The organism is Lapidilactobacillus achengensis (genome assembly GCF_003946655.1).
Lineage (GTDB): Bacteria > Bacillota > Bacilli > Lactobacillales > Lactobacillaceae > Lapidilactobacillus > Lapidilactobacillus achengensis.
The window spans coordinates 1-22,940 of the sequence record NZ_RHOV01000023.1; the positions used below are offsets into that span (position 1 = coordinate 1).

The 22,940-nt window shown below is 51.4% G+C and carries 22 protein-coding genes; all 22 read right to left on the minus strand.

Translation table 11 applies throughout. The features are described 5' to 3' along the window. Positions 1–914: 914 nt before the first annotated feature. Positions 915–1,454: a hypothetical protein gene (locus EKM94_RS10355; protein WP_125601489.1), complete on the minus strand. Its 540-nt coding sequence runs from the start codon at positions 1,452–1,454 to the stop codon at positions 915–917. Positions 1,455–1,619: 165 nt separating this feature from the next. Next, positions 1,620–2,255: an NAD(P)H-binding protein gene (locus tag EKM94_RS10360; protein ID WP_125601492.1), complete on the minus strand. Its 636-nt coding sequence runs from the start codon at positions 2,253–2,255 to the stop codon at positions 1,620–1,622. A 316-nt stretch (positions 2,256–2,571) separates the two neighbouring features. Then, complete coding sequence (gene rplS / locus EKM94_RS10365; protein ID WP_125601495.1) at positions 2,572–2,919, minus strand: 50S ribosomal protein L19; 348 nt, start codon at positions 2,917–2,919, stop codon at positions 2,572–2,574. A gap of 96 nt (positions 2,920–3,015) precedes the next feature. Next, positions 3,016–3,765 carry a tRNA (guanosine(37)-N1)-methyltransferase TrmD gene (gene trmD, locus EKM94_RS10370; protein ID WP_125601498.1) on the minus strand — a complete coding sequence of 250 codons (750 nt, stop codon included), beginning with the start codon at positions 3,763–3,765 and terminating at the stop codon, positions 3,016–3,018. A gap of 2 nt (positions 3,766–3,767) precedes the next feature. Continuing rightward, the gene (gene rimM, locus EKM94_RS10375) at positions 3,768–4,289 is read right to left on the minus strand and encodes a ribosome maturation factor RimM (RefSeq protein ID WP_125601501.1); all 522 of its coding nucleotides are present in this window, start codon (positions 4,287–4,289) and stop codon (positions 3,768–3,770) included. Between the two features lie 182 nt (positions 4,290–4,471). Then, the gene (locus EKM94_RS10380) at positions 4,472–4,720 is read right to left on the minus strand and encodes a KH domain-containing protein (RefSeq protein WP_125601504.1); all 249 of its coding nucleotides are present in this window, start codon (positions 4,718–4,720) and stop codon (positions 4,472–4,474) included. Positions 4,721–4,724: 4 nt separating this feature from the next. After that, the gene (gene rpsP / locus EKM94_RS10385) at positions 4,725–5,000 is read right to left on the minus strand and encodes a 30S ribosomal protein S16 (protein WP_125601506.1); all 276 of its coding nucleotides are present in this window, start codon (positions 4,998–5,000) and stop codon (positions 4,725–4,727) included. A 285-nt stretch (positions 5,001–5,285) separates the two neighbouring features. After that, positions 5,286–5,558 (minus strand): hypothetical protein, encoded by a 273-nt coding sequence (locus tag EKM94_RS10390; RefSeq protein WP_125601509.1) that lies wholly within the window; start codon positions 5,556–5,558, stop codon positions 5,286–5,288. A 433-nt stretch (positions 5,559–5,991) separates the two neighbouring features. Beyond that, complete coding sequence (gene ffh / locus EKM94_RS10395; RefSeq protein WP_125601512.1) at positions 5,992–7,431, minus strand: signal recognition particle protein; 1,440 nt, start codon at positions 7,429–7,431, stop codon at positions 5,992–5,994. Between the two features lie 13 nt (positions 7,432–7,444). Continuing rightward, entirely contained in the window at positions 7,445–7,798 is a 354-nt protein-coding gene (locus EKM94_RS10400) for a putative DNA-binding protein (protein WP_125601514.1), read from the minus strand. A gap of 27 nt (positions 7,799–7,825) precedes the next feature. Then, positions 7,826–9,382 carry a signal recognition particle-docking protein FtsY gene (gene ftsY / locus EKM94_RS10405; protein WP_125601517.1) on the minus strand — a complete coding sequence of 519 codons (1,557 nt, stop codon included), beginning with the start codon at positions 9,380–9,382 and terminating at the stop codon, positions 7,826–7,828. Positions 9,383–9,439: 57 nt separating this feature from the next. Next, positions 9,440–12,988 carry a chromosome segregation protein SMC gene (smc, locus tag EKM94_RS10410; protein WP_125601520.1) on the minus strand — a complete coding sequence of 1,183 codons (3,549 nt, stop codon included), beginning with the start codon at positions 12,986–12,988 and terminating at the stop codon, positions 9,440–9,442. A 22-nt stretch (positions 12,989–13,010) separates the two neighbouring features. Then, entirely contained in the window at positions 13,011–13,709 is a 699-nt protein-coding gene (gene rnc, locus EKM94_RS10415; RefSeq protein ID WP_164511201.1) for a ribonuclease III, read from the minus strand. A gap of 123 nt (positions 13,710–13,832) precedes the next feature. After that, positions 13,833–15,602 (minus strand): oligopeptide ABC transporter substrate-binding protein, encoded by a 1,770-nt coding sequence (locus tag EKM94_RS10420; RefSeq protein WP_125601526.1) that lies wholly within the window; start codon positions 15,600–15,602, stop codon positions 13,833–13,835. A 117-nt stretch (positions 15,603–15,719) separates the two neighbouring features. Next, positions 15,720–15,962 carry an acyl carrier protein gene (acpP, locus tag EKM94_RS10425; protein ID WP_125601529.1) on the minus strand — a complete coding sequence of 81 codons (243 nt, stop codon included), beginning with the start codon at positions 15,960–15,962 and terminating at the stop codon, positions 15,720–15,722. Positions 15,963–16,188: 226 nt separating this feature from the next. Then, the gene (plsX, locus tag EKM94_RS10430) at positions 16,189–17,190 is read right to left on the minus strand and encodes a phosphate acyltransferase PlsX (RefSeq protein ID WP_125601577.1); all 1,002 of its coding nucleotides are present in this window, start codon (positions 17,188–17,190) and stop codon (positions 16,189–16,191) included. Positions 17,191–17,205: 15 nt separating this feature from the next. Then, positions 17,206–19,236, minus strand: coding sequence for an ATP-dependent DNA helicase RecG (gene recG / locus EKM94_RS10435; RefSeq protein ID WP_125601532.1), 2,031 nt, complete (start codon positions 19,234–19,236; stop codon positions 17,206–17,208). Between the two features lie 107 nt (positions 19,237–19,343). Next, the gene (locus EKM94_RS10440) at positions 19,344–21,008 is read right to left on the minus strand and encodes a DAK2 domain-containing protein (protein ID WP_125601535.1); all 1,665 of its coding nucleotides are present in this window, start codon (positions 21,006–21,008) and stop codon (positions 19,344–19,346) included. 31 nt (positions 21,009–21,039) lie between these two features. Continuing rightward, a complete protein-coding gene (locus EKM94_RS10445; protein ID WP_125601537.1) occupies positions 21,040–21,408 on the minus strand; it encodes an Asp23/Gls24 family envelope stress response protein in 369 nt (122 codons plus the stop codon). Positions 21,409–21,438: 30 nt separating this feature from the next. Continuing rightward, complete coding sequence (locus EKM94_RS10450) at positions 21,439–21,789, minus strand: hypothetical protein (RefSeq protein ID WP_125601540.1); 351 nt, start codon at positions 21,787–21,789, stop codon at positions 21,439–21,441. A gap of 414 nt (positions 21,790–22,203) precedes the next feature. After that, positions 22,204–22,389 carry a 50S ribosomal protein L28 gene (rpmB, locus tag EKM94_RS10455; protein ID WP_057823002.1) on the minus strand — a complete coding sequence of 62 codons (186 nt, stop codon included), beginning with the start codon at positions 22,387–22,389 and terminating at the stop codon, positions 22,204–22,206. A 286-nt stretch (positions 22,390–22,675) separates the two neighbouring features. Continuing rightward, a complete protein-coding gene (locus tag EKM94_RS12895) occupies positions 22,676–22,801 on the minus strand; it encodes a hypothetical protein (RefSeq protein WP_263853255.1) in 126 nt (41 codons plus the stop codon). Positions 22,802–22,940 lie beyond the last annotated feature (139 nt).

Sequence of the window (22,940 nt, forward strand, 5' to 3'; positions counted from 1 at the left end):
TAAAAATATCTTGGCTAAAGGCTTAGCCCTTAACTAAGAATCACAGTCCGTCTGGCAACCTGCGGACTCTAAAGGCTTTGGTAATTAGCACGTAAGACCTGCTTGCAGGCGATGGCTGTATCTAAGCAAATTGTGGTCGTGTCGCCGTTTGGCGGTGCTCTCACAAGCCTGTGACTTTAGTCACGGGTGGTTGACCCATGCCACCTGCTTTCTCTTGATGACCCTAGCATAGCAGGCGGCACGCTCACCGTAAACAGCTGGCGGGCGTGTTCGAACGTCTTTTGCAAAAACAGCAGATCCTAAGCCCTATTTTGCGAAAAGCTTTCACAACGTGCGTGAAACCGTCTGTGGTTATAAAAGTAGGTTGGCCGCGGCGTTAAATTGGTGACACCAGTGTAGCCTGCTTGATGAACTAGGACATGATCATGATGAATCAGTTTGATCGGCTGAATTGGTCGGTTTCACCAGGGTTTGTCTAGGAAGTAGGTAAAGATGTTCAACGGATAAAACCGTACCAACTGATCCAAATCCGTTGGCATTGCCGTACCATCAAAAAAGCGGGCGATTGTTCAACCGCTCGCTCACAAAAGCACTTCGTCAGATTCTTCGCTTCAATTGCAGATCGGCGCAATTCTGTTCAGCACCCAGCTGTGACTGCGCGGCTCTATTCAGAGTGAGATCCCGACCTGGTCAGCTTCTGAACATTAGCCTAGCAAGGATTTTGGAAGCTGAACTTTGCTACCAGAAACCTTGCGTAGCTAAGCACAGAAGGCAGTTGCGCGGAGCACGTTTCCAGTCCGCAACAGCAGTCCCAGCCGGTTGCGTTCACGCGCAACACCCACCAAAACCTGTAATCAAGCAAAAAAAACGCCTGCAGCAACAAGCCACAGGCACCCAATTATTTTGACCGGCAATCAAGCCAAAACTTCCAACCCGAAATCACGCAATACCGTCGAATAAGCATTAACTAAGTCACGGTTCTGGTGTTCATCCGCGTAAGGTCCGTGGGCCAACTCGATAAATTTACCTAAGTTGATCTGCTTACCCTGATTATCATAGAATTCCACGGTTTGACGGCGCTCAGCCAATGGAAAGCGCAACGTGACCTGAGCGCAAGCCAGCGCCGGATATTCCGCGTTGGCTCGCGGTGAAACCACATCCGCCACCGTTTCGTGAAACGGTTCAAACAACTCGTTCGAACGACGATCGGCCAGACCATCATACATTGGTGAGGACAGATTGGTCGTTGGGAAATAACGCAGTAAATCCTTCAAATAATCTTGAGCCCGAGCATTATCGCGATATTCCACCGCGCGCGTCACTGCCAACAGGTCCACCAACACATCACGATACAAGATCTGGCTGGCAAATGAAACACTCAACTGCTCAGTCGCGTCATTTTGTAAGGTGACCAGAATCTTCGCCACGCCGCGATTCACATCATAATTGACCATGGTATCCCTCATTTCCTTGCATTCTAACTACTATTGTAGCCAATTTGTGCAGAAAGATAAACCATTGACCTTTGAAAAATAAAAATAGCGGAAAACAGCGGAAATCATTGGAAAATCCACACTCAGGCGCGCGCCTGTCATTTTCTGGCGGCAGACGGCTACCGCTTAATAAGGGCGATCACCGTCAGTGCCCGGTTGATCAACGCCTAAGCTGGCAAATTGATGCAATTGCGGGTCACGAATAATTTTTACGATCAAATCGGCTAAACTGGCCCGGGAAATGATCGTGCCTTTGAACGGCTCGCCTTTCTCCGTCAGCTCATAATTGATCTGGGGATCATCGTTCATGTAAGCCGCGCGAATGATCGTATAATTCAAATCCGACTGCTCGATCAAAGCCGCCGCCCGCCGCGTATCGTCCATCACCGGCGTGCCAATGCTGGCTTCCACCCAACGACCAAATTCCCCGGGCACCTCATGATAGAGGCCTAAGCCGGTAACATAAATCAGCCGATTGACCTGATTTGCTGTCATCGTCTGGACGATTTTCCGCGCCAGCGGTTCAAACTCGCCGCCTAAGTTCGCGTAGACCAGATCCTGACCGGCCACCGCTTGATTCAATGTGGGCAGGTCATTGACATCGCCATCAATGATTGCCACGCGCCGGGGATCTGGATTCGTCAAGCGCTCACTGTGCCGCAAGTACAGCGTCAATTGAATATCCGCCGTTTCCGCTAATAACCGCGCTGTCACCAGCCGCGCGATCTGTCCATGCGCCCCTAATATCAAAACTTTCTTCATCTTTCTGATCTAGCCTTTCACTATCGTTCACAATGCTACTGATCTCCCGGCTGGCGGCAACCAAAGACTGCCCCACCGGATTAAGATCAGCCATCATCTGATCCTAGCTCAGATTTGGCGCTGTGACCAATACCTATTATTGATCGCGGCTATGCCTGAAAAGCATAATTACCTACCCAACCGTCTTTCAGCAACATCCAGCTCACACTTTTCCCAGCAGCGAGATTTTACGGCTACTGTTGGTCAATGAGGCTAGCAAAGGAGATACAAAAACCCATTCCGCCAGGGAATGGGTTTTCGATCATCAATCTTTTGATTAACGTTTTGATTCTTTGATCCGAGCAGCTTTGCCTCGCAATGCGCGTAAGTAGTACAATTTCGCACGACGGACAGCACCATGACGGACAACTTCGATCTTCTCAACACGAGGTGTGTGCAGTGGGAAAGTCCGTTCAACGCCAACACCGTTACTGATCTTACGAACGGTATAAGTTGAGCTGATGCCAGTACCACGGCGTTTGATCACAACACCTTCGAAAAGCTGGACACGTTCGCGGGTACCTTCGACGATTTTAGCGTGGACACGTAAAGTATCGCCGGCACGGAAATCAGGAATATCGCTACGCAATTGACTCTTGGTGATCTCAGAAATTAATGGGTTCATGTTTTTCTCCTCTTTCGCCGACATTCTTACCTTGTTTTCAGACCGAGACAGCGGAATATCGTTGTTATATGGCTCGCACCACAATTTTATATTCTATCATAAATCATTGAAGCTTGACAAGTCATCGCGGCGATTTAATTCGCGAACAAGCGCGGCGATTTGGGGATCATCCAGTTGCGCCAACAAGTCCGGTCGTTGTTGCAACGTCCGCCAAACCGCCGCTTTTAGACGCCAGTCGCGAATCAATTGATGATTGCCATTCATCAGGACCTCGGGAACTTTCTGCCCTTGATAATCGGCTGGGCGGGTGTATTGCGGGTATTCCAACAGCCCCTGCGCGAAAGAATCGGTCGCCGCCGACTCTTGACTGCCGAGCACGCCGGGGATCTGCCGCGCCAAGGCATCGATCATCACCATCGCCGGCAACTCGCCGCCGGTCAAGACATAATCGCCTAATGAAACAGTGTCTGTGGCTAAATCGTAGACCCGTTGATCGAAGCCTTCATAGTGGCCACAGATGAAGACCAAATGTTGCGCTTGAGCCAACTCCACCGCGTATTGGTGGTCAAATTGGCGCCCAGCCGGATCCAAAATAATCGTCCGCTCAGCCGGACCGTGCTTGGCGGTCACGTCCGCCAGCGCCGCCGCGATCGGCTGCACTTGCAGCAACATGCCGGCCCCGCCACCATAAGGCGTATCATCGACGCTATGATGTTTGTTGGCCGCGAAGTCGCGAAAGTCAGTGACATCGATTTTCAACAAGTTTCTCGCTTGGGCCTTGCCGATCATCGACTCCTGCAAGGCGCTAAACATATCCGGAAACAAACTTAAAATATCAATTTGCATACCTAATCATCCAATCCTGCGGGTACATCGACCAAAGCTGTTTTCGTGGTCAAGTCGATCGCCAAAACGACTGATTTGAGAAACGGCAAGAGCAGATCCGCCTGACCCGGCCGCTGGATCACCCAGACATCGTTCGCGCCAGGCGCCAGAATTTCCTTGACCTTGCCTAACGGTTCCTTAGTTTCATGATCCAAAATCGTCAGCCCAATGATATCCCGATAATAATATTCGTTGGGCGCCAACTTCTGTTGATCGGCCTCGGCGACATACAGCAATTTCCCTTTAAAGGGTTCCACCAAATTGATATCTTGGTAATCCTTGAAGGTCAATAAATGAAATTGTTTGTGGATCCGGTGGCCCGTGATCTCCAAGGGTAAATAACCATGATTTTGTTGAATGAACAGACGCTGGCCTTTCTTGAAACGCAATTCTGGAAAGTCAGTGGTCGCGATCACCCGCACTTCGCCTTGAATCCCATGGGTGTTGACGATCGTGCCAACTTCATAATAATTTGTTTCTGTCACCGTTCCGTCCTCCTTTTGAAACGTGCTGCGTCCAACTGACTTCTGTGCTTAGCTATGTGACATCCTCGGCAGCAAAGACCGCTACCAAAGGCATCGCTATGCTAGTGCTCGAAGTCACCCTGTTGCACTCCGCACTTTGCCAATAAGAAAGGCTGAGATAAAATATCCCAGCCTCCCCCTAACTAATTATCAAGTATGTTCAAACGGATCCGTTTGCCATTATCCAGCCGAATCCCGTAGATCAATGTGCGAATCGCTTGCGCAACCCGACCTTGCTTACCAATGACCCGTCCAATATCCTTACGATCCAAAGCCACGTTGAACGTGGTGAAATGGGCGTCCTCGCTGGTATCAATGGTGAAGGCTGCTGGTGTCATGATCAACGGTGTAATGATGGCGCTGATCAGATCCTTGACCTCAGTTGTTGTCATTCAATTACTTCTTTTCGAAGCGAGCTTCGTGATATTTCTTCATCAGGCCTTGTTTCGACAACAAAGTCCGAACGGTATCTGAAGGTTGAGCACCCTTTTGTAACCAGTCGAAGATCACATCTTCGTCTAATTTCAATTGAACGGGTTCACTTGCTGGGTTGTAGTAACCAACTTCTTGGATGAAGCGGCCATCACGAGGTGCGCGTGAATCAGCAACAACTAAACGGTAGAAAGGACGGCGCTTTGAGCCCATCCGGCGTAAACGAATTTTAACGGTCATAGATAGTTCCTCCTGTAAGTAACGTTAATATGTAACGTCCCAAAATAATCAACTTCAATACTATACCAGAAATGATCGGACGTGTAAAGAGCTTTTTCTTGACAGGCGGATATTTTTTGAAACGCGTTGCTTAATGAGCAAAAGTAGGTTGGCCGCAGCTTGCGCTGCGCGTGGCGTTGGTGGATTGCAGATGTGGTGGGCTCCAGGTCGGGCTGGGGGTGGTGGAACGCGGCGGGCACGATTTTGAGCTTTTCGGAAAACCACCGAAAATCTCAAAACTCGGCCTTATTGTAGGCGATAAATCGCCAACAATAATATCGCGGCTGACTCACCCCCAGCCCGACCTTCCGCCAACGAGTAAACGAACCACCAACGCCACGCTCCGCTCCAGCCGCTCAACGTTACAACAGCCGTTTGAGCACACCCGCCGACCGGCAAGCTATGGCCAATTGATGGGGAGCCACGTAATTGACGACCATGGTTAGTGGTTACCAGCTTTAAATTGGTGACACCAGTACAATCTGTTTGATGAACCCGGGCAGAATCTTGGCTAATCAACTGAATCAGTCTGTTTCCACCCAGCGATTGTTAAGGAAACAAGTAAAGATGTTCAGTCTACGAAAAATATTCCAACCACCTAATCCGAATCAGTTGGCATTGCCGTACCACCCCAAAATGGGCAATTGTTTTGACCTCTAGCTTGCAAAACCACTTCGTTGAATCCTTCGCTTCCATTGTAGATAAGCTCAATTCTGCCTAGCAACCGCCTCAGGACGTGTGGCTCAGCGGTGAGATTATTCTTAGCGATTTATCGCTTAGAATAAGGCCTGATTTTGAGACAAGCCGCGGGGCTTGCGGATTGGCTCAAAACAGTGCCCACCGCGTTCCAGCCACGACAAACGTCCTGAGGCGGTTGCGTCCCCCACCAACCCCACCATAACTGCAATTATCACCAAAACAAAAAAGCAGGTTCTCACGAACCCGCCCACAACTAATTCGACTTGAACCGCTTGGCATTCTTCAAGCGTTTCTTCTTCGCTTTCTTTTGCTTTCGTACCATGGAGTTCATCGCCATTTTGCCCATTTTACCTTGCATGCCACTGCCGAAGAGATTCTCCATGCCGGCAAAATTGCCTTTGGACATCTTCTGCATCATCTCTCGGGATTGCTTGAACTGCTTGATCATCCGGTTGACTTCTTGAACATTGCGCCCTGAACCTGCCGCGATCCGACGGCGCCGGCTAGGGTTCAACAATTCGGGATCTTCCCGTTCCGCTGGGGTCATTGAATAAACGATCGCCTTCAAATGGTCAATGTCTTTGGGATCCATTTTGACGTTTTTCAGGGCTGGATTATTGGCCATGCCCGGAACCATCTTCATCAAATCGTCTAAGGGGCCCATGTTCTCCAGTTGGCTCATTTGCTCGACGAAATCGTTGAAGTCGAAGCTGTTCTCGCGAATCTTCTGAGCCATGTCTTCGGCTTGCTTGGCGTCGTAATCGGTCTGGGCCTTCTCGATCAGGGTCATCATGTCGCCCATGCCTAAGATTCGGTCGGCCATGCGATCTGGATAGAAGATATCCAATTGGTCCAGCTTCTCGCCTTGACCAACAAACTTGATTGGCTTGCCGGTGACTGCGCGAATGGACAAGGCGGCCCCACCACGGGTATCGCCATCTAACTTGGTCAGCACTACCCCGGTCAGGTCCAACTGTTTGTTGAAGCCTTCCGCCACCTGCGTCGCGACTTGACCAGTCATCGCATCAACAACTAAAAGAATTTCGTTGGGATGGGCCAGTTCTTGGATCCGGCTCAATTCGTTCATCAATTGTTCGTCGATTTCCAACCGACCGGCGGTATCAATAATGACATAATCATTCTTGTTCGCTTCCGCCTGAGCCAACCCTTGGCGGACGATCTCAACGGGATCGTGATCTGTCCCCATTTCGAAAACAGGAACTGACAATTGCTGACCAATGGTGACCAACTGATCAACGGCGGCCGGACGATAAACGTCGGCGGCGATCATCAGGGGACGTGCCTTTTCTTGTTTGATCAAGCGACTGGCTAGTTTCCCGGCGGTGGTTGTTTTACCAGCGCCTTGGAGGCCGACCATCATAATGATCGTGGGAATATGCGGCGCTGTATTCAATGGCACCGCCGATTCGCCCATCACCTTGACCAATTCATCGTGAACGATCTTGATGATTTGTTGCGACGGGGTCAGCGAGTCGAGAACTTCTTTGCCCACCGCTTTCGTGCGGACGGTTTTGACGAAATCCTTGACGACGTTGAAATTAACATCGGCTTCCAGCAAGGCCAGCCGAATCTCGCGCATTGCGTCGCGGACGTCGCTTTCGCTGACTTTACCCTTGCGTCGCAGCCCGCTAAATGCTTTCTGTAAACGTTCTGTAAGTCCTTCAAATGCCATTTAGTTTACCACCTTATTGAGAATCGACAAGTTTTTCAAAACTTTGCAGTAATTGTTGTAATTGCGGATCATCAGGATATTTGCTCGTGACTTGGGCTTTCAATTGATCGACTAGGGCCACTTCCTGTTGGAAATGATCGATCAAATGGAGCTTGGCCTCATAACCCAGTAAGATCTTGGCCGTGCGCTTCAAATTATCATAGACAGCCTGACGACTGACTGAGAACTGCGCCGCAATCTCGCCTAAAGAATAATCTTGGGCATAATACAACTCCAAATAAGTCGCTTGTTTATGCGTCAGTAACGGTCGGTAAAAGTCAAACAATTCGTTGATCCGTTCATTCAATTCTACCACTTCATCTGCCATTAGCGCCACCAACTCCTATGTTGTCGTTTACGCGTCATCGATCAGACCCTTGAAGAGGCCGTAGACGAATTTCTCGGCGTCAAAATCCGCTAGATCCGTCATTTTCTCCCCTAGGCCAACCAACTTGACGGGTAAATGCAACTCATTGCGAATGGCAATGACGATCCCGCCTTTTGAACTGCCATCTAGTTTGGTCAAGACGATGCCGGTGACATTCGTTGTTTCTTTGAATTGTTTCGCTTGGCTCAATGCGTTTTGACCGGTAGACGCGTCTAACACCAACAAGACTTCTTGAGGCGCTTGCGGTAATTCGCGAACGATCACCCGCTTGATCTTGGCCAATTCGTTCATTAAATTGACTTTGTTTTGGAGCCGACCAGCGGTATCCACCAGTAGGATATCGTAATGTTCGGCCTTGGCTTTCTGGACCGCTTCAAAAACCACCGAAGCTGGATCAGCGCCGGGATCAGAGGTGACACAATCAACCCCCACTCGGCGCGCCCAAGTTGCCAATTGCTCAATGGCGCCCGCCCGGAAAGTATCAGCGGCAGCCAGCAAGACCTTCTGCCCCTCACCTTTCAGCCGTGCGGCAAGTTTACCCACGGTCGTTGTTTTGCCGGCGCCGTTAACCCCGACAAAGAGGAAGACAGTCGGGCCTTGATCCGACGCGGCGAAATGCAAATGATTATCCTCCGCCGCGCCTTCCGCGCCGTAGAGATCGACCATTTTCTCGACAATGGTTAGTCCGACCTGCTTCTTGGACTTGGCGTTTTGCAACTTGACCTCATCGCGCAACTGATCACTGATGGTCATCGCCGTTTCGAAACCTACATCAGCCTCGATCAGCATTTCTTCCAAGTCTTCGAAGAAATCCTCGTCAACAGTCCGAAATCCAGCCAAAAATTGATTCAGACGCGCCGCAAAACCGTGGCGGCTTTTGGACAGGCCTTGATCATACGCCGCCACCGAACCGGTCTCGGACGTGGCCGCGTCAGCGGTATTGGTTTCGGCGGTGTCGGTATCAGCGATATTAGTGTCGGCGTCAGTTGTGGCAGTCGCCGGGGACTCAGCTGGCGTATCTGACGGTGCAGGCACTGGCGTTACCGCTGCTGGACTTGGTGTTGTGGCCTGGGTGTCCGGTTTTGCTTCGTCTGCCGTTGGTTCCGTTGAAGCCGATTCCGTTGAAGCCGATTCAGTTGAAGTTGATTCCGTGGACGTTGGTTCCGTAGAAGCTGGTTCCATCTGAACTGGTTTTGACGCGGTTGGTTCTGGTGAGGATAATTCTGGTGCGGTTGGTTCTGACAAAGTTGGTTCCGCCGTGGCTGCTGGTTGCGCGGCTAAATGATCGCTTGCCGCCGTGGCGTCCGCGCTTGTGGCCGCGCTTGATTGATCGGCCGCCGGTTTTGTCGTCAGCGGGGTGGCCGCACCTGTGTTGGCCGCCGCTTGATCAGCGGCCGGCGCAGCCGGGGCGCTTGTTTGGTCACTGGCCTGGTTCGCCGCTGTTTCTGTCGCTTGCTTAGGGGTGGTGTTTTCCTCTTTCTTCCCACCACCGAAGGCCTTTTTGACCCGATCGAAAAATCCCATTGCAGTCCTTCCTTTCTCATGCGGTTCTCATGCCGTCCTGATTAACTTGATTATCACTTACTGCGCGACATCGGTCAACGAAACACTAATGATTTTCGAAACGCCGGATTCCTGCATGGTCACGCCATACAGTCGATCGACTTTCATCATCGTGCCTTTCCGGTGCGTAATGACGATGAACTGTGTTTTCTGTTCGTAATGTTGCAGATAGTTGGCAAAACGAACCACGTTGGCCTCATCTAATGACGCCTCGACCTCGTCCAAAATACTAAATGGCGCCGGGCGGACTTTCAAAATCGCGAATAACAAGGTGATCGCGGTCAACGCCCGCTCACCGCCGGAAAGAAGGCTCAGGTGCTGCAATTTCTTGCCAGGTGGCTGAGCGTTGATTTCAACGCCAGTGGTCAGCAAGGCCTCCGGATCGGTCAACACCAAATGCGCCTTGCCCCCGCCAAACATTTGCGGAAAGACCGCTTGGAAGGCCTCATCAATGGCATGATACGTTGTGGCAAACCGCTGGGTGACTTCTTGATCCATTTCCGCCATCGTCGCTAACAATTGCTTGCGCGCCGCAATCAAATCGTCTTGTTGCTGAGTCAGGAATTGGTAGCGCTCATTGACCGCGTCGAATTCGGCGATCGCGCCTAAATTAACTTGCCCAATATCCGCCAACGCCAGCTTAACGAGTTTAAAGTCGGAACGCAACTGCGCCAACTCAGCAGCCGCTGCCGCCTGATAAGCGGCCTCATAGGTCAACTGATAGGCCTCACGCAAGGTGGTCAAGCGCGTGTCCATCGCCGTTTTCAACGAATTCAGCTTAACCGCCACCGCCTCTTGTTCCTTGGCTGTTTCTTTCTGCAACTGATAAAAGCGTTGCGCCGCTGGTTCCAGTTCGGCGATCGCCTGTTCTTGCTCGGTCCGTTGCTGCTTCAATTGTTGAAGCGCGGTTTGACTGGCCGCGATCGTCCCTTGAAGGGTAGTCAGCTGGTGCTGGACCTGATCCAAGTCCACCGTGGTTTGCGAAGCATTGGCCTGAAGCGCGGTGATCTGCACCGTCAAGTCCGCCGCCCGCGCCGTTGAAGTCGTCAAAGCTTGGCGCTGCCGTTGCTGCAATTCTTGATGATTGGTCAAGGACATGGCGGCCACTGCTTGTTGGGTCTTGACTTCGTTGATCTGTTGGGTCAAATTGTCTTTCTGATTGGTGAAATTGGCCAACCGTTCTTGCTGTTGGGCAATCGTCGCCTTGGCCTGTTCCACCTGCTGATTTAAATGTTCTTGTTGTTGCTCTTGGGTCGTCAAAGCCGCCTGAAGTTCCGCCGCCGCTTGTTGCAAATGTTGCTGATCCAAGGCCGCCACTTGTGCGTCCCGTTGCAGCCGTTCCAACTGACTTTGGGCTTGCTGATGTTGGCCTTGAAGTTGAACCAGCTGAACCTGACTTTCCTTCACGGCCATTTCCGCCGCAGTCAGCTGTCCGCTGACTTCTTGGCGCGCGGTCTTGGTCGCTTGGATCTGGGCTTGCTGGTCATTGAGCTCCTGTTGCGCTGTTTTGATCTGGTGTTTCAAAGTTGTCAGCAACTGTTGCCGATTTAATAAACCGCGCCCCTGCTGCTTCACCCGGCCACCAGTCATGGCGCCGCCTGGGGTCAAAATATCCCCTTCTAAGGTCACAATCCGGGCCTGGTAACGAATCGCCTGCGCCACCGCCGTCGCGTGGGGCAAATCATCGACCACCAAAACATTGCCTAATAGATGTTGCTGGATCACTTGTAGTTCCGGTAGCATGGTCACTAACTCAGCCGCCACCCCTAAATAACCAGGCAGTGCGGCCGCCGTCGCCCGCAGATCCCCCCGTAACGAGCGCGGTTGGATCGTGGTCAGCGGCAGGAAAGTCGCCCGGCCCAACTGTTTCGCTTTCAACAACGCGATCGCCCGACCAGCGCTGGCCGCGTCTTGACAAACGATCTGTTGCAATTGACCAGCCAAGGCCTGCTCAATCGCCGTTTGAAAACGATCCGGAACCGTTAGTAAATCGGCCACCGCCCCGCGCAAGCCAGTCAAGTTGTTCTTAGGATCAAGCACCGTGCGCACGCCAATATAGAAACCACTGTGATCTTCCATTGATTCTTGTAAACTTTGGTAACGAGCCTTAAGCTGTTGGAAATCGGCCAACTGGTCGTACCAGGCCCGCTGTTGCGTCTCGATCGTCTGACCTTGTTCGTGATACTGGCGTTGCAACTGCGTGACTTGTTCCTCGCTAGCGGTTTGTGTCTGCGTCAATGCAGTCACTTGCGCGGCCAATGCTGTCGTTTGCGCTTGTTGAACCGCCAGTTTATCGGTCTGAGCCGTCTTTTCTGTGCTCAGGGTTTCTTGTTGGTGCTGCTGCTGAGTCAATTGTTCCCGCTGGAAAACCACCGCGTTGCGCAACGTGGTTTGTTGCTGAAGCAAGTCGATATAGTCAACCCGTAACTCATCTAACTTCGCGGCAATATCATCTTGATCCTCAGAGGCCTGTGCGGTCAACTGGGCCAGTTGCGTATCCAATTGCGTTTTTTGCGCTTGGGCCGCCGCCAGATTAGTGGTGGTGGTCGCCAAGTTCGCGGTTTGCTGCGCCTGCTTCTCCTGCGCCTCGGTCAGTTCCTTTTCCAACCCGGCCAGGCTAGTTTGATGGTAGCTGGATCGCTCCGTGGACAGAGAGATCTTGCCGTTGAGCGCTTCGGCTTGGCGCGTTTGTTCCAGTAACGCGGCTTGTTTGGTTTCGATGGCTTCATTCAAAGTACCGGTTTGGGCCCGCAAGTCGCTGACCTGCTGATTAGTGGCCGCGGCCTCTTGATCGATTTGCGCGGCGATTTGCGCCAATTCCGTTTGTCGCTCCAACCGCGTTTGCTTTTGCTGTTCGAGCTCATGCAGTTCCAGCGCCAGGATCTGTTGGTCCAACTGGTCATACTTGGCCTTTTGCTGCTGATAATCCCGCGCCAAACTGGCCTGCTTGCGCAACGGCTCGACCCGTTCCGCCAATTCATCATGGATGTCCGCGACCCGATTCAAGTTCTCCTCGGTCACCGCCAACTCGGCCTCGGCCTGCTTCTTCTGCTGCTTATACTTGTAAACGCCGGCCACTTCTTCAATGATCGTCCGCCGCTCTTCTGGTTTGGAATTGAAGATTTCCTCAACACGGCCCTGAGAAATAATTGAAAACGAGGCCTTCCCCAGTCCCGAATCCAGGAAAAGATCGGTAATATCCCGTAAGCGACACGCCTTCTGGTTAAGATAAAACTCACTGGCGCCATCACGAAATAAGCGCCGGGTGATGGTCACCGTGGCGCGGTCAACAGGCAATTCATGGTCCTGATTATCGAAAACTAAAGTCACTTCGGCGCGATTCAACGGCGGGCGGATCGCGCTACCGGCAAAGATCACATCAGGCATATGACTGCCCCGCAAACTCTTGGCCGATTGCTCGCCCATCACCCAGCGAATCGCTTCGGTAATGTTACTTTTCCCACTCCCATTGGGGCCGACAATGCCGGTGATCCCCTGGGTAAAAGTCAACGTCGTTTTATCCGCAAATGATTTGAATCCATTGATGAGCAAAGATTTAAGGGGCATACAACTTCCAACCTGTTCTTAATTATTCCACGTGATACATGACTAAAGCGTTTTTCGCGGCGTCTTTCTCGGCGTTCTTCTTATTGGTGCCGCGACCGGTGACAATAGCCTGACCATCCACTTGCAATTCGACTTCAAAAACCTTGTCATGTCCATTACCGGTAACGTTCTGCACCTGGTAATTGATTTTCCGTTCACCATTTTGTTGTAAATATTCCTGTAATCTAGTTTTGAAATCCATATCATAGGAATATTGACCAGCATCGATCTTCGGGAACAAAATCTGCTCGAGAAACGCCACCACCGCCGGCATCCCTTGATCCAGGTACAGTGCGCCATTGAAAGCCTCGAACACGTCTTCCAACAAGCTGGCCCGTTGGCGCGAACCGGTTCGTTCTTCGCCCACTCCTAATTGAATGTACGGCTGGAATCCAGCCTCCAACGCCAAGTTGCAAAAGCTAGAAGACTTGACGATCGCCGCCCGCATCCGGGTCAACCGTCCTTCTGGTAAATTCTTGAAATGTTCGAACAGGTAATCAGAAACGGCTAATTCCATCACGGCATCGCCGAGAAATTCCAAGCGTTCATAATTACCATAACCGAGATTGCGGTTCTCATTGGCGTAGGAAGCATGGGTGAAAGCCGCGTCCAAAAGCGCCAGGTCCTTAAACTCCACACCATATTTTGCCCGGAGATGTGAGGTGAATTCTGCTGCTACCACTTGACTCAACTCCTTATTCTTCTGCCGACTCGAAACGATGTTCGCGTCAGCAATCATGTTATCTATTATACAGCAAATCGGCCATCAGCAAAAGACGACCGGGTTCTTAGCGCCAGGCCGCGACTACCGCGACTTGGCCGTAACACTAACATCTTTCCAATTGGCGTCTGGCGCCAAGGAGAAGCCTTTGACCCGGGCGTTGATCGCCCGAACATCATAACTGCCCGTGGTTGGCACCACATAAGCAGCCTGATTCATATAAGTTTGCCAACTCTTGAAGGCTTTGATGCGCTCTTGCTCATTGAACGCGCCTAACCCGTCGATTTTGTTCAACAAGGCGGTGTTCTCGGCGGTCACAAAGCGCCCGAAATTAAACGGCGCCGTGGCCGAATACAGATCCGCTGGCGACGGTTCCGTGGACAGATCCCAACCGGCCTCGAAGAAGTCGATCTCGGGATCATCATTTTCTAATTTGTCATAAAAGGAGTTGGCTTCCAAAAGACGACCAGATGTCAACTTCACGTTCAAGCCCAAGCGATGCCACGCCGCCAAGTACGCCTGCACGATTTCATCTTTTCCCGTTAGATCCTGTTTCGCCGCGAAGTGCAAAACTAGTGGCTGGCCATTGGGCTGCGTCCGCCACTTGCCTTTTTTCCGGTAACCCGCTTGATCCAACAATTTAGCCGCCTTAGCGGGATCATAGCTGTAACTTTGCGCCTGGGGATTATAATATTGCTTAAAAGCAGCCGGAATCAGCGTTTTGATGCGGAATTGCCAGCCATTGGTGTATTTCTTGGTGATCTTGTCCAGATCCAGACCATAAATCAAGGCCTGGCGCAACGCTAAATCGGCCATTTTGCTCTGGGGATCCATCACGTTATGCCCGTTCTGATAGGTGCCCACCTTGAAGGCCAAATACCGATAGCTTAACGGTTGGCGCGCCAGGAAGTCGGTTCGCGCCACGTGTTGTAGATCGGCCCATTGATCACTGGCCACCGTTGCCACATCGTAACGATGTTTGCGCATGGCGCCGACCACCGCGTTGGGCGAGACCACATTGAAGGTGATCGCGGCCAAATGCGGCTTACTGCCATAGTAATAGGGATTAGGCACCCAGGTGACCGACTGACCCGCTTCGATCGACTTGACCTTGAAAGCGCCGAAGAACAAAGGCTGCTCGCGCAACGCCGAGGAAGTGGCCAGTTTCGCGAAGGGAATCTGGGCCAGTTGATGACTGGGACTCGCGTATTCCCAGAAATAGCCGTTCCCACTATGGGTCATGCCCGGCTTCATCGCCTTAAATTGGATCACGACCCGCTTTCCCTGGGCGCCATCAGGCATGGTGATCCCACTGATCTGATTGGTTTTGCCCGCGTGATACTCCGCCAAACCAACGATCCCGGCTAAAGAGCCGGTGTAACGTTGACTCTGGCTTTGCGGGTTGGCGATGATTTGGTAGGAATACAGAATGTCGGCGGCGATCAACGGTTGGCCATCCGACCAACGCACCCGGTCGTTGATGGTGATCGTAGCTGTTTTGGCGGCCACGTCCAGGCGCAAATTAGCGGCCCCGCCATCGACGATCCGGAAGTCCGCGTTATAGCGAAACAGTCCTTCGTTACCTGGCGCGGCGATAATCTGATCGTTGGTATCGGTCGCCAAAGCCTCGTTGAAAATCCCCTTAAACGGCGACCACGAAACAAGCGCATACTTAAAGTGTCCGCCGGCAATGCTTTTCTTCGAATTCGTGACCTGCTCCGGCAATTTCGCCAAGGTCTTCGCGGCTTGTTGTTGGGTCACTTTCTGTGTTTGTTCCGTCTGACACGCCGTCAAAACCACCAGTAGCGCCAAAATAACGCCCAACCGCCAGCCTTTCTTCCAACCCGCTCTCATCGTATTTCTTTGAACTCCCTTTTTACACAAAATAAGAGCAGGTCACCCCACTCTAGACATGCGACATCTTGATCGACGCCGCCTTTAACTCCTTCACGAACACGTGTGACCACGCGCTTATGCTTGATGCGCCACGATATACTTGACCACATCATCGATTGTGTTCAACTTCTCAGCTTCATCGTCCGGAATCTCGCCGCCAAAGGTATCTTCAAGCTCCAGCACGAACTCCACCAAATCGATCGAATCCGCCGCTAAATCATTTTTGATATTGGTCGATCGTGAAAGTTGATCTGCCTTGACCTCGAAACGCTCAGCGATCAGGTCAACTACTTTATTATAGACTTCTGTTTCTGTCATCATCATTCCTCCTCGTCACATTATATCAATTGATCACTTATTTGAACTTCTGGTCACCTGGCGGTCATAACCACCTGGCCGATCAGGTCCGGCTAAGCGGGCACGCCTGAGTGATCTGTTCATATTATACAGGAAAACGCCAGCGGACGGGGCGCGAAAACCATTTAATTCTGTGAAAAAAAGGCAACATCGCCTGCAAGGGCCGCGACGACCCCAACAAAGGTTCTTATTTGATCGGATTTTGTTTCAAATAGTCGATTACTTGGGGAATCGTCTTTTTGACCAGCATTTCGCGAATTTGACCGATCGTGGATACGACCGCCGCTTCCTTGGACCCGCCGTGAGTTTTGATCACCGGCGCGTTAACGCCCAACAGGACCGCGCCGCCGTTCGCTGAGGTACTGAACCGTTGCTTGACCCCACCTAACGCCGGCTTGATCAAGACCGCGCCTAGCTTGGCCCGCGCGCCACCGTTCAACAGGCTTGATTTGATCTGATTCATCAACAGCGCCGCCATGCCTTCGGTTGCTTTCAAGACCGCGTTGCCGGTGAACCCGTCGGTGACCACCACGTCCGCCACGTCCGTCAAAATAAAGCCAGCCTCCACGTTGCCTTGGAAGTTCAAATTCGGATTGGCTTCTAACCGTTGATAGACCTCTTGATGTAAACTATCACCCTTGTCAAACTCACTGCCATTGTTCAAAAGTGCGACCCGCGGTTCCTTGATGCCGCGAATATCCCGGGCGTAGATCGACCCCATCAAGGCCCACTGCTCCAAGTAATTGGCCTTGCTTTCGGCGTTGGCGCCAGCGTCAAGCAAGTTGACCACATTGTTCGGATTCGTTGTCGGCAACGTTGGCATCAACGCTGGGCGATCGATGCCTTTGATGCGACCGATCACGAAAATACCTGTAGCCAACAAGGCGCCCGTATTTCCCATGGAGAAAACGGCCTCCGCGGCGCCATCTTTGACGGCTTGCGCGGCCATCACCATTGACGAATCTTTCTTAGAGCGGACAGCCTTGACCGGCTCATCCTCGTTGGTGATCACACTATTTGATTGCACCAACGTCAAACGTTCGTCGTTTTGGATCAGTGGTTTGACTTGAGCCAGATCGCCAAACAAAACAAATTCCAGATCCGGCCATTGATCCCGGGCCTGCTCGACTCCTTTAATGACAACTGCTGGCGCGTGATCGCCGCCCATAGCATCTACTGCGATTTTCATCATTGATTCCATCCTTCAATCAAATTGGTCCGCGGCTTGTTGCGCACGCAGATATTGTGCCAGCCCTTGATGATCCGGTTGACGCAAGGTCGGATCGGCTGTTATCAATTCTTCGGCGACCTGGTGCGCCGCCATCAGTGTATTGTTGTTCGTGATCGGATCGCCAAGGCGAAATTCAGGTAAGCCCGATTGCTTATCTCCAAAAATATCACCTTGACCCCGCAATTTCAAGTCGGCTTCCGCCAAAACAAACCCATCATTGGTCGCCGTCATGATTTCCATCCGTTTGACCGCCACTTCATTCGTCGGGTCAGCGATCAAATAACAATAAGCTTGACGCTGCCCCCGACCGACCCGACCGCGCAACTGGTGTAACGTCGCCAAGCCAAAGCGGTCCGCGTTGAAGATCAGCATCACGTTCGCGTTTGGCACATCCACGCCAACTTCCACCACCGTGGTAGCCACCAGAACCTGAACTTGGCCTTGGCTAAAAGCCGCCATGGTGGCCTCTTTGTCCGCTGGTGTCATCTGTCCATGTAACAAGGCCACCTGATAACGTGCGCCGAAATATTTCGTTAAACGTTCGTAAAGGTCTTCGGCGTTTTTCAAATTGACCTGGTCGGAATCGCTGATCAAAGGTGCGATGACGAAGGCTTGATCACCCTGGGCCAACTGTTGCTCGGTCAGGGCTAAGGCTTGATTAGCCTGATTGGTCTTCAGCCAGTGCGTTTCGATCGGTCGCCGCCCCGCCGGCAATTCGTCAATGGTGGAAATCGCCATTTCGCCATAAGTGGTGATCGCCAGCGTCCGCGGGATCGGTGTGGCCGTCATCGCCAAAACATCGGGATTTTGTCCCTTTTCCCGTAAGGCGCGGCGTTGATTGACGCCGAAACGATGTTGCTCATCGATCACGACAAACCCCAAAGCCTTGAACGCGACGCCAGACTGGATCAAAGCGTGGGTCCCGATGACAATATTGGTCCGCCCGGACTTGATGGCTTGCAAGGCCTGCTCCCGCTCGGCAGGTTTCAACGAACCGGTCAATAACGTGACGGTGACTTGCATCGGCGCGAACAACCGGCTTAGTTTCTGGAAATGCTGCTCCGCCAGAATTTCGGTCGGCACCATCAAGGCCGCTTGGAAGCCCGCGGTAACCGCGGCGAACATGGCGATCGCCGCCACCACTGTTTTCCCTGAACCCACGTCACCTTGAAGCAGCCGGTTCATATGAGCCGGCGCTTTCAAATCAGCGCAAATTTCATTGACCACGCGCTTTTGCGCCGCCGTCAATTTGAACGGCAGCGTGCCAATAAATTGCCGCAAGGGCGCAAGTTGATACGGCAACACCAACCCTTGCTCCGGGTCTTGGTCCTGTTGGCGCAATTGGGCGATCTGCACCTCAAACAAGAAGAACTCCCGGAAAATAGCCGTCCGTCGCGCCGCAGTTGATTCGGCTTGATTACGGGGGAAATGCATTTGGCGCACCAATTCGAAATCAGTCAGCAGACGATAATGCTGGCGGATTTCCGCGGGGATCACATCAACCAACCCCGCCGCCTCCTGTTTAAAAGCGGTTTGGATCAAGCTGATCAATTTCTTCTGGCGCATCCCCTTGTTCACAGAATAGATGGGATCCAGCTCATTTTGCGTCTGCTGGGTAATGACTTTCATCCCCACCACCCGCTTTTGCGGTTCATTCCATTTGCCGTAAATCGCGACTTCTTCGTCCGGAACAAATTTATCCTTGAGCCAAGGTTGGTTGAAGAACGTCGCGATCACCGCCACCGAATCGATCAACAAGCGCACGTTCAGTCGGATCTTGTGCGGCCCGAAGCGACTGATCACCGGTTCACTGATCACCACGCCCTTGAACAGCGCCTTTTCCTGATCCTGCAATTCCGCCAGGGGCCGCGCTTTTAAATCATCATACCGGAAAGGAAAGTAAAACAGCAGCTCTCGCAAGGTGTGAATGCCTAGATCCCCGAGGGCCGTCACAGTTTTAGGTCCAACTCCGGCCAATTGACTGACTGAATCATCCAATGCCATGACGTCACCTCCCGACCACGACGATGCAGTCCAAATAAAAATGGTAAAGGAGCGCGCCTGGCAAAAATCCACCCCACGCGTTCTTCTTTACCATGAAAAATCATCTTCTATTCTACCGCGATCAAATATGGATAAACCGGCTGATCACCTTCATGGATCTCAACTTCGATCGCGTCGTCTTGGGCAGTGATCGCGTCGGCAACAGCTTGCGCCTCGGTTTCATCACCGGTTTGCCCAACGATCAAGGTCACGATCTCACTGTCTTCATCAAGCATCTTCAGGGCCGTTTGGATCGCAGCCGTTTGTCGGTCAGGATCATCGACAATGATTTTGCCATCAACGATCCCCATGAAATGATCTTTGTGGATCTGTAACCCATCGATTTCCGTATCGCGAATTGCTTGCGTGATCGAGCCACTTTTCACGGTTGCTAAGGCCGCGGTCATTTCACTTTGATTCTCTTCAAGGGACGCCTCACCATTAAAGGACAGCAACGAAGTCATGCCTTGAGAAATCGATTTGCTGGCAACAATGGCGACTTTAGCGTCGACCACCTCAGCCGCTTGTTGCGCCGCCAAAAGAATATTGCCATTATTCGGCAAGACAATGACCTTTTCCGCCTTGGTCGCTTTGATCGCGTCGGCGATATCTTGGGTACTTGGGTTCATCGTTTGACCGCCGCTCAGTACATAAGTGGCGCCCAGACTCCGGAACAGATCAGCGACGCCTTCACCTGCGGCAATGGCGACAATTCCCCATTCCTTGGCTTCTTCTGGTTCGGCCTCATCATGATCAATGATCGTTTCATGCTGGATCCGCATATTGTCGATCTTGATTTTCTCAAGGGCGCCATAACGTTGGCCATAACCTAAGACTTCGCCCGGATTCTCGGTATGGACATGGACTTTGACGACTTCATCATCAGCGACAACCAGCAACGAATCGCCGATTTTGCTTAAATGTTGGCGGAAGTCATTATAATCGAACTGATCAGTCGTTGTGGCGTCCTTCCCCAACTCGATCATCATTTCCGTACAGTAACCGTTGACAATATCGGCTGTCGCTAAATGACTTTGCGCCGACTGGTGATGGGTGGCGTTGACCATCTCATCCATCTCTTGTTCATCAGGCACGTAAACATCCTGCTCCGCGGTTTCGCCAGAAAGACCTTCCAGGAACCCTTCATAAATGAAGACCAAGCCCTGGCCACCAGAGTCAACCACGCCGACCTCTTTCAAAACAGGCAACAGATTCGGTGTATTCGCCAAGGATTTCTTGGAGGATTCCACCAACGCCCGCATGATCTCAATAATATCGTCGGTCTTCTTGGCTTTCAGCAAAGCGCCTTTAGCAGCTTCCCGAGCGACCGTCAGAATCGTCCCTTCAACCGGCTTCATCACCGCTTGATAAGCCGTCTGAACCCCGCCAGTAAAAGCGTCGATCACGTCTTGGGCATTTAGCGTCTCTTTGTGCTCCATGCTCTTAGCGAAGCCACGAAACAGTTGTGATGTGATCACCCCAGAATTACCCCGAGCGCCCATCAATAACCCTTTGGCGAACGCCTTAGCCAAGGTCCCCACATCAGTAGCGTTGGACTCATTGACCGCCTTCGCCCCTGATTTGACCGTTAAATTCATGTTCGTACCCGTATCACCATCTGGCACCGGAAAAACGTTCAATGAATTGACGAAATCAGCGTTCAAGCCCAGCCGGTGTGCAGCGACTCGGACCATATCTTGAAATTCTTTTGCTCGTATCTCTTTTAACTCCACAGTTGTTCCTCCTGATGACATTTACTCAACTTTAATCTAAATCGCCAAGGACCTTGACACCCTGCACGAACACATTGACTGAGTTTGCTGCCATCCCAAGCATTGATTCAAGATTGTATTTTACTTTATCTTGCACATTTCGACAAACTTCAGAGATTTTAGTACCATACGCGACCACGACATAAACATCAACCGCCACGTCGTCATCTTCCTGACGGACAACAACCCCGCGGGCATAATTCTCCCGCCGCAGAATTTCATTTAAATTATCGCGGATCTGATTTTTGCTGGCCATGCCAACGATTCCATAAATATCGGTTGCGGCACCGCCGACCACAGTAGCGATCACACTGTTGGCGATGTCGATCTCACCATATTTCGATTTGATTTTGACTGCCATATGGCGCCTCCTATAATGATTCTTAACATATCATGATAGCATTCCACTCACCATTTTAGCATAACGCCGCCGCATTTGAAAACAAGATGTATGGAAAAGATCAGAGTGCGGAGCGCAACGGGTTGACTGTGAGCACGTTTCAATGATGCCCGCAGCTTGCGCTGCGAAATTCGGGGTGAGCTCGCTGTGGGCGTCACTTTGAGCTTCGCAAAACCCGCGAATCTCAAAGCTGAGCCTTATTCTAAGCGGCAAAGCCGCTAAGAATAACGACACGGCGATCTCACCCCGAATTTCTCCGCTCCAGCCGCTCAACGTTTTAACATTCGTTTGAGCACTCACGCCCGCTGGCAGGCTATGGCCAATTGATGGGGAGCCACGCAAATGGCGACCGTGGTTAGTGGTTACAATTTTTAAATTGGTGACACCAGTGCAGTCTGTTTGATGAACTAGGTCAAGTTTCTGATGAAGCGGCTGAATCTGTCAATTCCTTCGCAAATTGTTTAAGGAGCAGGCAAGATGATTAGCCAAGACAACCTGCACCATGCAACTAATCCACCTCAGTTGAGTTTGCAGTACCACAACAATGCTCGGAGAAACTGGTAGCTGCCCTCGTATAAATTGACAAATTTCCACGCAGTTGACGGCAACGGTTGGCAATTACAAATTCGTACCGATAGTAATACCGTAACAATTTGCTTGATGATTAATGGCAAAAAAACCACTATTTCACGATTCTGTTAGGACAATAAAAAAAGATCACAGCAACAAAGGCTGTGATCAACTTTTTAACACGTACTAGACGCGTGTAACTTTACCTGATTTAAGTGCACGAGCAGAGACCCAAACACGTTTAGGCTTGCCGTCAACTAAAATACGAACCTTTTGAAGGTTTGGCTTCCAAGTGCGGCGTGATGAGTTCAAAGCGTGTGAGCGCTTGTTCCCGAAACTTGTTTTACGTCCAGTAATAAAATCTTTAGCCATTGTCGTACCTCCTTCTTGGTTATGTATTCGTAAAAAGCTTACCTGATTAAATCTATCATAAATGCCCTAGGGGTGCAAGCAAAATTTTGAAAGTAACTGGGAAAACTTTTCCTGCGCTGGCACGGAACGTGCTTTCCGGTGTTGATATTGCCCGCGGCTTGCGCTGCGAAATTCGGGGTGAGCTCGCTGTGGGCGTCACTTTGAGCTTTTCGGAAAGGCGCCGAAAATCTCAAAGCCGAGCCTTATTCTAAGCGGCAAAGCCGCTAAGAATAACGACACGGCGATCTCACCCCCGAATTTCTCCGCTCCAGCCGCTCAACGTTTTAACAGCCGTTTGAGCACTCACGCCAGTTGGCAAGCTATGGCCGATTGATGGGAATCTACGCAATTGACGACCGTGGTTAGTGGTCACAAGATTTAAATTGGTGACACCAGTACAATTTGCCTGATGAACAGACCTAGTTCGCAGTGAATCAACTGAATCTGTTGATTTCCAACCCGAACCCGATTAGGTAAGTGAGATAAAGCTGTCGGCACTATCCGAAATGTAC